At 73.2% G+C, this 10,912-nt stretch carries 10 protein-coding genes; 9 read left to right on the forward strand and 1 reads right to left on the reverse strand.

What is annotated here, in order from left to right; genetic code table 11:
- Positions 1–33: 33 nt before the first annotated feature.
- Together KBY47_RS32840 and KBY47_RS32845 are read left to right on the forward strand one after the other, a co-directional pair.
- Positions 34–792 carry an MBL fold metallo-hydrolase gene (locus KBY47_RS32840; protein ID WP_210927703.1) on the forward strand — a complete coding sequence of 253 codons (759 nt, stop codon included), beginning with the start codon at positions 34–36 and terminating at the stop codon, positions 790–792.
- A gap of 9 nt (positions 793–801) precedes the next feature.
- Positions 802–2,037: a DUF4032 domain-containing protein gene (locus KBY47_RS32845; RefSeq protein ID WP_210927704.1), complete on the forward strand. Its 1,236-nt coding sequence runs from the start codon at positions 802–804 to the stop codon at positions 2,035–2,037.
- Between the two features lie 2 nt (positions 2,038–2,039).
- Here KBY47_RS32845 and KBY47_RS32850 read toward each other — a convergent pair whose 3' ends face one another.
- The gene (locus KBY47_RS32850; protein WP_210927705.1) at positions 2,040–2,915 is read right to left on the reverse strand and encodes a universal stress protein; all 876 of its coding nucleotides are present in this window, start codon (positions 2,913–2,915) and stop codon (positions 2,040–2,042) included.
- A 150-nt stretch (positions 2,916–3,065) separates the two neighbouring features.
- On the opposite strand from KBY47_RS32850, the gene KBY47_RS32855 reads away from it, so the two are divergent.
- The 7 genes from KBY47_RS32855 to KBY47_RS32885 all read left to right on the forward strand — a co-directional run.
- On the forward strand, positions 3,066–4,742 hold the full coding sequence (locus KBY47_RS32855) for an FAD-dependent oxidoreductase (RefSeq protein ID WP_210927706.1): 1,677 nt from the start codon (positions 3,066–3,068) through the stop codon (positions 4,740–4,742).
- Complete coding sequence (locus tag KBY47_RS32860; RefSeq protein ID WP_210927707.1) at positions 4,739–6,229, forward strand: ATP-binding protein; 1,491 nt, start codon at positions 4,739–4,741, stop codon at positions 6,227–6,229. Before KBY47_RS32855 ends, KBY47_RS32860 begins: the two co-directional genes overlap by 4 nt.
- Positions 6,226–6,576, forward strand: a complete 351-nt coding sequence (locus KBY47_RS32865) for a UBP-type zinc finger domain-containing protein (RefSeq protein ID WP_210927709.1) — start codon at positions 6,226–6,228, stop codon at positions 6,574–6,576. Before KBY47_RS32860 ends, KBY47_RS32865 begins: the two co-directional genes overlap by 4 nt.
- Positions 6,577–6,678: 102 nt before the next feature.
- The gene (locus KBY47_RS32870) at positions 6,679–8,049 is read left to right on the forward strand and encodes a CAP domain-containing protein (RefSeq protein ID WP_210927711.1); all 1,371 of its coding nucleotides are present in this window, start codon (positions 6,679–6,681) and stop codon (positions 8,047–8,049) included.
- Between the two features lie 38 nt (positions 8,050–8,087).
- A complete protein-coding gene (locus KBY47_RS32875) occupies positions 8,088–8,765 on the forward strand; it encodes an AIM24 family protein (RefSeq protein ID WP_210927713.1) in 678 nt (225 codons plus the stop codon).
- Positions 8,766–8,782: 17 nt separating this feature from the next.
- Positions 8,783–9,745 carry a threonine/serine dehydratase gene (locus tag KBY47_RS32880; protein ID WP_210927715.1) on the forward strand — a complete coding sequence of 321 codons (963 nt, stop codon included), beginning with the start codon at positions 8,783–8,785 and terminating at the stop codon, positions 9,743–9,745.
- A 146-nt stretch (positions 9,746–9,891) separates the two neighbouring features.
- Positions 9,892–10,912: serine/threonine-protein kinase (locus tag KBY47_RS32885; protein WP_210927717.1), on the forward strand; the 1,021-nt coding region annotated here is incomplete at its 3' end.

Below are 10,912 nucleotides of genomic sequence, written 5' to 3' on the forward strand. Positions count from 1 at the left end.
TCGGAACGGGGAACTCAGCGGGCGGGGCCATCGATGCGGGCAGCGGTTCAACACGTCGCGGACGGCACCTATCTGGTGCACGGCAGCAACACCAACTGGGTGATCCTCACCGACGGTGACGCGATCACCCTGATCGACACCGGCTACCCCGGGGACCGGGCGCTGCTGCTCGACTCCCTCGCCCAGGTGGGCGGTTCACCGGAGTCGGTCGCGGCGGTCCTCGTCACCCACGCCCACAACGACCACCTGGGCTCGGCCGAGCACCTGCGCGCCGCCCACGGCACGCCCGTGTACCTGCACGAGGCCGAAGTGCCGCACGCCCGCCGGGACTTCCTGCACCAGGTGACCGTCGGACAGGTCATGGCCAACAGTTGGCGGCCCGGCGTCCTGCCGTGGGCGGTGCACGCGCTGCGGTCCGGCGGCACCCGGCACGTCCCGGTCACCGCGCCCGAGCCGTTCCCGGCCCCGGGCCCGCTCGACCTGCCCGGCCACCCGGTGCCCGTGCCGACGCCGGGGCACACCCTGGGCCACTGCGCCTTCCATCTGCCCGGGACCGGAGTGGTGGTCTCCGGTGACGCCCTGGTCAGCGGGCACGCCACCGCTCGGACCACGGGCCCGCAGCTGCTGCCCGACATGTTCCACCACGAGCGGGCGCGTGCCGTCGCCTCGCTCGCGGCGTTCGAGGACCTGGACGCCGGCATACTCCTGCCGGGACACGGCCCCGTGCACCACGGCTCCGTACCCGACGCCGCCCGCCGGGCACGGGAGCGGGCGGCTCAGGGCCTGTCTTAAGGTCGGGCCATGGCTTTGCAGATCAGTGCCACCAACCCGGAGCACCCCGCGCTCCTGCTCGCCCTGCCCTGGCAGATCCCGCTGGAGGAGTGGCCCGAGGAACACCTCGTGCCGCTGCCGCGCGGCATCTCCCGGCACGTGGTGCGCTATGCCCACGCGGGCGACGAGGTGATCGCCGTCAAGGAACTCGCCGAGCGCCCGGCGCTGCGCGAGTACGGGCTGCTGCGCGACCTGGACCGGCTCGGCATCCCCGCGGTGGACCCCCTCGCCGTGGTCACCGGGCGCGTCGACGCCGCCGGGGAGCCGCTGGAACCGGTGCTGATCACCCGGCACCTGGGCGGTTCGCTGCCGTACCGGTCGATGTTCGAGACGACGATGCGGCCCGCCACCATGCACCGGCTGATGGACGCCCTGGCGGTGCTGCTGGTGCGGCTGCACCTGGCCGGGTTCGCCTGGGGCGACTGCTCGCTCTCCAACACGCTGTTCCGGCGGGACGCGGGCGCCTACGCCGCCTATCTGGTGGACGCCGAGACCGGTGATCTGCACCCCCGCCTCAGCGACGGCCAGCGCGACTACGACCTCGACCTCGCCCGGGTCAACATCAGCGGGGAGCTGCTGGACCTGGAGGCGTCCGGCGCGCTGCACCCGTCGGTGGACCCGGTCGAGTTCGGCATGGAGATCTGCGAGCGCTACCACGGGCTGTGGCGGGAGCTGACCCGCACCTCGGTCTACCCGGCGGGCAAGTACCACTACATCGAACGCCGGATTCGCAGGCTCAACGACCTGGGTTTCGACGTGGCCGAGATGCAGATCGAGAGTTCCTCCAACGGCGACACGGTCACCTTCGTGCCGAAGGTCGTCGACGCCGGGCACCACCAGCGCCAGCTGCTGCGGCTGACGGGCCTGGACACCGAGGAGAACCAGGCCCGGCGGCTGCTGAGCGACCTGGAGAGCTGGATGGCCACCCAGGAGGACTACGCGCCCGGCGACCCCCTCGCGGCCCGGCCCGAGGTCCTGGCACACCGCTGGGTGCGCCAGGTGTTCCGGCCGACCGTGCGCGCCGTCCCCGTCGAACTGCGCGGTGGCATGGACCCGGCGGAGATCTACCACCAGCTCCTCGAACACCGCTGGTACCTGTCCGAGCGGGCGCAGCACGACATCGGACTCGACACGGCCGTGAAGGACTACATCGACAACATCCTGCCGCGCGCCCGCGAGACCCTGGAGGCCACGCCCCCCGAGTGACCTCAGCCCTGGTGCGGCACGACCGCCACCGGGCACTCGGCGTGGTGCAGCACCCCGTGGGCGACCGAGCCGATGCGGGCGCCGACGGCGGTGCGGCGGGCCCGGCGGCCCACCACCATCAGCTGGGCGCGCGCCGCCACCGACAGCAGCACCTGCCCGGCGCTGCCCATCTCCACGTGCTCCACCACGTGCACGTCCGGGAAGCGCCGCCGCCACGGCTGGAGCGCCGCCGCGAGGGCGTCCTTCTCGTACGGCTCCGGGCCCCCGGCCTCGTCCAGCAGCTTCAGGGAGGCGGGGCTGTAGGCGAACACGGGCGGCAGCGTCCAGGCGCGTACGGCACGGACCGACGCCTGCCGGGCGGCGGCCGTCTCGAACGCGAACCGCAGCGCGTCGGCGCTGTCCTCCGGGCCGCCCTCCTGGCCGACGACGATCTCCCGCCCGGCCACCTCGCCCGCCGCGCGGTCCTCGGAGCGCACCAGGACCACCGGCCGCGCCGCCTCGGCGATCACCTGCTGGCCGACGGAGCCGACGAGGAAGCCGACGAGCCGCCCGTGCCCGCGCGAGCCGAGCACCAGCATCTCGGCGTCGGCCGCGGCGGCGACCAGGGCCTCCACGGACGCGCCCTCGACGACATCGGCGGACACCTCGAGACCGCCGTGCCGTTCGCGCACCTCGCGCACGGCCTGCCCGACCGCGTCCCGCACCCACCGCTCCTGGGTGTCCCGGCCGCCCGCGTCGAGGTCCTCGCGGGGCTCGTGGCGCCAGGCGTGCACCACCCTGAGCGCCGTGCCCCGGCGCACCGCCTCGCGGGCCGCCCAGGCGAGCGCCGCGTGGCTCTCCTCCGATCCGTCCACGCCTGCCGTGATCGGGCGCGTCATGCGGGTGCCTCCTCGTGCTGTCCGGTGCCGTACGGGACCCAGTCTTCCCTACCGCGCGACGATGATCGCGCACGGGACTTTTCCTGAGCGCGGGGGGCCGATCGAACATACGATGGGCGCAAGCATTCCGACGCCCGGGGTGGGAGACGCATGGCACAGGCCGCCGACGCAGCGCGGACCGTCATCATGACCGTGGACGACGATCCGGGGGTCTCGCGGGCCGTCGCCCGCGATCTGAGGCGGCGCTACGGCGAGTCGTACCGCATCGTGCGCGCGGAGTCCGGCGAGTCCGCGCTGGACGCGCTGCGCGAACTGAAGCTGCGCGGGGACCTGGTCGCCGTGATCCTGGCCGACTACCGGATGCCGCAGATGAACGGCATCGAGTTCCTGGAGCAGGCGCTGGACGTCTACCCGGGCGCCCGGCGGGTGCTGCTTACCGCGTACGCGGACACCAGCGCGGCGATCGACGCGATCAACGTCGTCGACCTCGACCACTACCTGCTCAAGCCGTGGGACCCGCCGGAGGAGAAGCTCTACCCGGTCCTGGACGACCTGCTCCAGGCCTGGCGCAGCAGCGACTTCCGCCCGGTCCCGGCCACCAAGGTCGTCGGGCACCGCTGGTCGGCGCGCTCCTCGGAGGTGCGCGAGTTCCTGGCCCGCAACCAGGTGCCGTACCGCTGGTACTCCTCCGACGAGCCGGAGGGACTGCGGCTGCTGGCCGCGGCGGGCGCCGACGCGCAGCGGCTGCCGCTGGTGATCACCCCGGACGGCACCCCGCTGGTCGAGCCGGAGCCGCCCGAACTGGCCGCGAAGGTGGGCCTGGCGACCACGCCGACCGCCGACTTCTACGATCTGGTCGTCATCGGCGGCGGCCCGGCCGGGCTCGGCGCGGCCGTGTACGGCGCCTCCGAGGGGCTGCGCACGGTCCTGGTGGAGCGGTCGGCCACCGGCGGGCAGGCGGGCCAGAGTTCCCGTATCGAGAACTACCTCGGCTTCCCCGACGGCGTGTCCGGGGCACAGCTCACCGACCGGGCGCGGCGGCAGGCGGCGAAGTTCGGCGCGGAGATCCTCACCGCGCGGGAGGTGACGGGCCTCGAGGTGTCCGGTTCGGCGCGGATCGTGCACTTCAGCGACGGGTCGGCGGTCGCCGCGCACAGTGTGATCCTCGCGACCGGCGTGTCCTACCGGCAGCTGGGCGCCCCCGGCACCGGCGAACTGACCGGCTGCGGTGTCTACTACGGCTCCTCGCTCACCGAGGCGCCCGCCTGCCAGGGGCAGGACGTGTACATCGTGGGCGGCGCCAACTCCGCGGGACAGGCCGCGATGTACCTGTCCCGGGGCGCCAAGTCGGTGACCCTGCTGGTGCGCGGGGAGTCGCTGACGGCGTCGATGTCGCACTACCTGATCGAGCAGATCGGTGAGGCGCCCAACATCTCGGTGCGCTGCTCCACCGTGGTGGAGGCCGCGCACGGCTCGGACCACCTGGAGCAGCTCACCCTGCGCGACACCGGCACCGGGCAGACCGAACTGGTCGACGCGCAGTGGTGCTTCATCTTCATCGGGGCGGCCCCGCTGACGGACTGGCTGGACGGCACGGTGCTGCGCGACGGGCGCGGCTTCATCCTGGCCGGACCCGATCTGACGCCGGACGGGCGGCCACCGGCGGGCTGGGAGCTGGACCGGCCGCCGTACCACCTGGAGACCAACATTCCCGGCGTGTTCGTGGCGGGCGACGCCCGTGCCGAGTCCGCCAAGCGTGTCGCGTCCGCCGTCGGAGAGGGAGCCATGGCCGTGATGCTCGTCCACCGCTATCTGGAACAGTCGTGACCGGGCAGCCGCTGCCGTGCAGCCCGGAAGAGATCGCCTCGCTCTTCCTCTTCGAGAAACTCAGCCCCGAGCAGTTGGGGCGGCTGTGCCGGGAGGGGCGGGTGGAGCGGTTCGAACCCGGTCCGGTCTACCTCGAGGGCGAGCCCGCGACCTGCTTCTACGTGATGCTCGACGGCACCGTCGTGCTGTACCGCAAGGTGGGCGCGGACGACGTCGAGGTGACCCGTACCTCGCAGCGCGGGGTGTACGCGGGTGCGATGCAGGCGTACATCGGCGACCGGGTGCGGCAGGTCTACAACAACTCCATGCACGTCACGGAGCCGACGCGGTTCTTCGTGCTGCCCGCGGACACCTTCGCGGCGATCATGCAGGAGTGGTTCCCGATGGCGGTGCACCTGCTGGAGGGGCTGTTCTTCGGTTCGAAGAGCACCCAGCGGGTGATCGGGCAGCGGGAGCGGCTGCTGGCGCTCGGCTCCTTGTCCGCCGGGCTCACCCATGAGCTGAACAACCCCGCGGCGGCCGCCGTACGGGCCACGGCGACGCTGCGGGAGCGGGTCGCCAAGATGCGGCACAAGCTGAGCGTGATCTCGGCGGGCCCGTATCCGCGGGAAGCGCTGGCGAACCTGATCGAAATCCAGGAGCGCACCGCCGAACGCGTCGCCAAGGCGCCCGTGCTGAGCCCGCTGGAGGCCTCGGACCGGGAGGACGCGGTCACGGACTGGCTGGACGACCACGACATCCCGGACGGCTGGCGGCTCGCGCCCACGTTCGTGCAGGCCGGGCTTGACCTGGACTGGCTGGACCAGGTCGCCGCCTCGGTGGACCCGGAGATCCTTCCGGGGGCGATCGGCTGGCTGAACTACACGGTCGAGACCGAGCTGATGATGGACGAGATCGCCGACTCCACCACCCGCATCTCCCAGCTCGTGGACGCCGCCAAGCAGTACTCGCAGCTCGACCGGGCGCCCTACCGGATGGCCGACGTCCATGAACTCCTCGACAGCACCCTGGTGATGCTCTCGGGCAAGATCGGCCACCGCATCAAGGTCGTCAAGGAGTACGACCGCACGCTGCCGGACGTCCCGGCGTACCCGGCGGAGCTGAACCAGGTGTGGACCAACCTGATCGACAACGCGGTCTCCGCCATCGAGAGCGTCGGCGGCGAGGGCACGCTGACCGTGCGCACGGCGCTCGACAACGACCGGCTGCTGGTGGAGTTCCGGGACACCGGCTGCGGGGTGCCGCCGGAGATCCGCGGCAGGATCTTCGACCCGTTCTTCACCACCAAGCCGGTGGGGCAGGGCACCGGGCTCGGTCTGGACATCTCCTGGCGGATCGTGGTCAACAAGCACCACGGCAGCCTCCAGGTGGAGTCCGAACCGGGCGACACGCGATTCCAGGTGCTGCTTCCGCTCACCGCCGCGGAGGGCGACACGCCCGACGCGTCCGAACCCGCCCAAGAAGACATGCGCGAGGAGCCGGTATGACGACTGACAGCGGCATCGACCCGAGTGTTCCGCCGAGCGGCACCGGCTGCGTCGAGTGTGACGCCGACGGCGGCTGGTGGTTCCACCTGCGGCGCTGTGCGGCCTGCGGCCACATCGGCTGCTGCGACTCCTCCCCCGCCAAGCACGCCTCCGCCCACTACCGGGCCACCGGGCATCCGGTGATGCGCAGCTTCGAGCCGGGCGAGCAGTGGTTCTGGGACTTCGAGAAGAACGAGCTGTACGAGTCCGGCCCCGAGCTGGCGCCCCCGGTGAGCCACCCCGACGACCAGCCCGCCCCGGGCCCGGCCGGGCGGGTGCCCGCGGACTGGGCGCGGTCGGTGAGCTGACGCCCCGGCGGCGGTGACCCGCCGGGAACCCGTGTGCCCTTGTGGACGTTGTCCGGGCGAACCATCCTTGTGGGCCCGGACCACGACAATCAGGGCGGCGCGATGAGCGAGTTGGTTCCCGGGGGCAATCTCCCCCTGCCCGGCGGCGCCCTGACGGTGCGGGTGCCGGGCCCGTTCGACGTGTCCGCGCTGATCACGGACGAGGGCGGCAAGGTCGGCGGCGACGCCGACTTCGTGTTCTACAACCAGCCGTCCGCGCCGGGCGCCCGGCTCGACGGCGGGGTGCTCACCGTGGAGCCGTCCCGGCTGCGTGCCGGGGCCGCCCGCGTCACGGTCGCCGTCAGCCACGAGGACCCGGGAACCCCGCTGGGCACCCTGCCGGTGCCCGTCCTCCAGGTCACCGACGCCCGCGGCCGGACGGTCGCCCGGTTCGCGCCGCCGCGTCCGGACCGGGAGACGGTGCTGCTGCTCGCGGAGATCTACCGGCGCGGCGACACCTGGAAGCTGCGCGCCATCGGCCAGGGGTACACGGACGGACTCGCGGGCCTCGCCCGGGACTTCGGGGTGGACGTCGTCGAGGACGACACCGCCCTCGCGGCCACGCAGGCCGTCCCCGTCCAGCGCCCGGCCCCCACCCGCGTCGCCGCCCGTGTCCCCGTGACGGCCCCCGCCACCGGCGGACCCGCGACCGCCACCGATCCCGACGGCTTCCTCGACCTCGTCAACTCCGCCCGGTCGCAGGCCGGTTCGCCGCCCGTCGTGCTCGACGCCCGCCTCGCCACCGCCGCCCGCCAGCACGCCGCGGCGATGGCGGCGGACGGACGGCTCGGTGTCGAGGGCCATGACGGCATCTCGGTCTACCGGCGGGTCACGGCCGCCGGTTTCACCTACCTCACCGTCGGCGAGCACCTGGTCTCCGGCCCCCGCACGCCCGCCGAGTTCGTCGAGTACTGCCTGGGCGCCGACCACCCCCGGCGCACCCTGTGCGACCCGGCCTTCACGCACGCCGGTCTGGGCCGGGCCACCGGCAGCCGCTCCGGGGACACGTACTGGACCGCGCTGTGGGCGCGCCCGCTGACCCCGGCGGACCTGGAGCGTACGGCGGTGAAGGTGGTCGACCTCACCAACGCGGAGCGGGTCCGTGCCGGGCTGCGGCCGCTGGCCGTGGACGCCCAGCTGACCGCCGCCGCGCAGGCGCACAGCGCGGACATGGTGGCCCGGGACTTCTACTCCCACGCCTCCCCCGACGGCGGCCACCCGTGGGACCGGGCCGCCGCCGCGGGCTCCACGCGGCGCACCATCGGCGAGAACATCGCGTGCGGCCAGCGCTCCCCCGCCGAGGTGGTGACGGGCTGGATGAACAGCCCCGGCCACCGCGCCAACATCCTCAAGCCCGAGTTCACCCACATCGGCGTCGGTTTCGCGGGCGGCGGCCGGGCGGGCACGTACTGGACCCAGCTCCTCGGTGCGTGATCTTGGCGGAAGGGATTCCTCCGCGACAGGATGCCTCCATGAAGGGTGACCTCTTTTCCAGTGAGCACATGGCCCAGTTCGCCACGGCGCCGGGCATGACGGTGGAGAACTCCAAGTGCGTCAAGTACGCCGTGAACGGGGAGATGCTCGCCCGCCAGGGCGCGATGATCGCCTTCCGCGGCAATCTCCAGTTCGAACGCAAGGGCCAGGGCGTGGGCGGCATGCTCAAGCGCGCGGTCACCGGGGAGGGGCTGCCGCTGATGGCGGTGCGCGGGCAGGGTGAGGCCTGGTTCGCGCAGGAGGCCCAGAACGTCTTCATCGTCGAGGTGGAGCCGGGTGACGAGTTCACCGTCAACGGCCGCAACGTACTCTGCTTCGACGCCTCGCTGTCGTACCGGATCAGCACCGTGAAGGGCGCCGGGATCGCCGGCGGGGGGCTGTTCAACAGTGTCTTCTCGGGACAGGGCAGACTGGGGCTGGTGTGCGACGGCAGCCCGCTGGTCATCCCGGTCTCACCGCAGTACCCGGTGTACGTGGACACGGACGCCGTGGTCGGGTGGACGGCGGGCCTGGCGACCTCGCTGCACCGCTCGCAGTCCATCGGCTCCATGCTGCGCGGCGGTTCCGGGGAGGCCGTCCAGCTGATGCTCCAGGGCGAGGGGTACGTCGTCGTCCGGCCGAGCGAGGCGACCCCGCACAACCCCCAGCAGCGCTGAACGGAAAGGTACGCGCCGTGATAGGCATCCCGGAGATCGAAGCCGCCGCCGAGCGGATCGCCGGACACGTCGTCCGCACCCCCACCCTCGCCAGCCCGGGACTGTCCGCGCTGCTCGGCGTCCCGGTGATCACCAAGCTGGAGCTGCTCCAGCGCACCGGTTCCTTCAAGTCGCGCGGCGCGACGGCCAGGCTGCTGTCGCTGAGCGAGGCCGAGCGGGCCGCCGGGGTGGTCGCGGTCAGCGGCGGCAACCACGGGATCGCGCTGGCGGTGATGGCCGCCGCGCTCGATGTGAAGGCGACGGTCGTGATGCCCCGGTCAGCACCCGCCCGGTCGGTCGGGATCGCGCGGGACGCGGGCGCCTCGGTCCGGCTGACCGACGGTATGGACGAGGCGTTCGAGCTGGTGGGGCGGCTGCGCGACGAGGGTCTGACGCTGGTCCACCCCTTCGACGACCCGGTGGTGATCGCCGGGCAGGGCACGGTGGGCCTGGAGTTCGCCGAGGACGCGGACGAGGTTACCGACGTCCTGGTCAGCATCGGAGGCGGCGGACTGATCGCCGGGGTCGCGGCGGCGCTGCGGGCCCGGCGTCCGGGGGTGCGGGTCTGGGGCGTGGAGACCGAGGGCGCCGAGGCGATGTCACGGGCGCTGGCGGCGGGCGGGCCGGTGCCGGTGCCGTTGTCCTCGATCGTGACCACCCTGAGCGCGCCGACGGTCTCCCAGCTGACGTACGACCTGGTGTCCTCGCTGGTCACGGAGGTGCTGGTGGTCCCGGACCGGGAGGCGGTGCGAGGCTGCCTGGAGCTGGCGGAGCACGCCAAGGTGTGGGCGGAACCGGCCGCCGGGAGTCTGCTGCCCGCCGCCCGGCGGGTGCTGGAGCGGGTCGGGCCGGACGCCCGGCTCGGTCTGGTGGTGTGCGGCGGCAACGCGACGCCCGGCGATGTGTTCGGCTGGTCGCGCGAGTTCGGGCTGCTGCCCTGACCCGGCTGCCGCCCCCCACGTGTTGACGTTCCGTCAAGAACGCGGTTTCTGAGGGGTATTCGTCTTCGAACACGCCGTCCCGTTGAACGCCCGGCCGCGTCCGCCCCGTACCACTGGGAAAGGGTGAGGCCGGGGTTCAGCGAGGGATGACCATGGGCGAGGCGCACGTCACCGCGGACGAGTCGGTCGCCGGACGGTACCGGCTGCTGGAGGTCGTCCACGGCGAGACCAACCGCGTGTGCTGGTACGGCGAGGACACCGAGACGGGACGCCCCTGCCTGCTGACCCGGCTCGGGCTGCCGCCCGGCACCGGCGCGGACGTGGCCCGCCGCGCGGTCGGCCGGGTGATGCGGACCTCCGAGGTGATGGCGCTGAACTGTCCCGGCCGGGTCGCCCCAGTACTGGACGCCGTCGCGGAGCCGGAGGCGCTGTGGGTCGTCACCGACTGGCACACCGGCACCCCGCTCGGCGAACTCCTCGCGGAGCGGGGCGGCTTCCACTACGTGCGGGCGGCGCGGATCGGCCTGGAACTGCTCGACGTGCTGGAGGCGGCGCACGGGGCGGGCATCACCCACGGTGAACTCAGCCCCGGCCAGGTGCTGGTGCCGGAGCGGGGCCCGGTCGTCGTGCACGGCTTCGGACTCGCGGGCGCGACGCTCGCCCCACGGCTCACCGCACCGTCGTACGCCTCACCGGAGCAGGCCCGGGACGAGCGCGTCGGACCCGCCGCCGACCTGTGGGCGCTGGGCGCGATCCTGTACACCATGGTCGAGGGGCGGCCGCCGTTCCGGGAGCGGGGCCGGTTCGAGACCACGCTCAAGGGCGTGGACCGGCTGCCGCTGCGCACCCCGCTGCGGGCCGGACCACTCACCCGGGCCGTGCAGGGGCTGCTGCGCAAGAACTGCCGGGAGCGGCTGACCCGGCCGGTGGTCCGCGAGGCGCTCACCCGGGTGCTGCGCGACGACGCCGACGCGGCCCTGCCCACCGCGCCCAGGCCCCGGCTGCGTCGCGCCTACGCCGCCGCCTGCCACGCCGGACAGGGCTGGAGCCGACGGACCATGGTCGCCGGGACGGCGCTGGCGGTGATCACCGTCGCGATCGCGGTCGTCACCGCCACCCAGCAGCTGACCCGCACCGACAGCACCGCCGCCGACGCCGGGCCGACGC

The organism is Streptomyces sp. B93 (assembly GCF_018070565.1).
In the GTDB taxonomy this organism is placed as follows: Bacteria; Actinomycetota; Actinomycetes; order Streptomycetales; family Streptomycetaceae; genus Streptomyces.

What these genes read in the sequence shown, in the direction of transcription:
- KBY47_RS32840 (WP_210927703.1), top strand. Translation starts at nt 34, where the DNA reads ATGCGGGCAGCGGTTCAACACGTCGCGGACGGCACCTATCTGGTGCAC.
- KBY47_RS32845 (WP_210927704.1), top strand. Translation starts at nt 802, where the DNA reads ATGGCTTTGCAGATCAGTGCCACCAACCCGGAGCACCCCGCGCTCCTG.
- KBY47_RS32850 (WP_210927705.1), bottom strand. Translation starts at nt 2,915, where the DNA reads ATGACGCGCCCGATCACGGCAGGCGTGGACGGATCGGAGGAGAGCCAC.
- KBY47_RS32855 (WP_210927706.1), top strand. Translation starts at nt 3,066, where the DNA reads ATGGCACAGGCCGCCGACGCAGCGCGGACCGTCATCATGACCGTGGAC.
- KBY47_RS32865 (WP_210927709.1), top strand. Translation starts at nt 6,226, where the DNA reads ATGACGACTGACAGCGGCATCGACCCGAGTGTTCCGCCGAGCGGCACC.
- KBY47_RS32870 (WP_210927711.1), top strand. Translation starts at nt 6,679, where the DNA reads ATGAGCGAGTTGGTTCCCGGGGGCAATCTCCCCCTGCCCGGCGGCGCC.
- KBY47_RS32875 (WP_210927713.1), top strand. Translation starts at nt 8,088, where the DNA reads ATGAAGGGTGACCTCTTTTCCAGTGAGCACATGGCCCAGTTCGCCACG.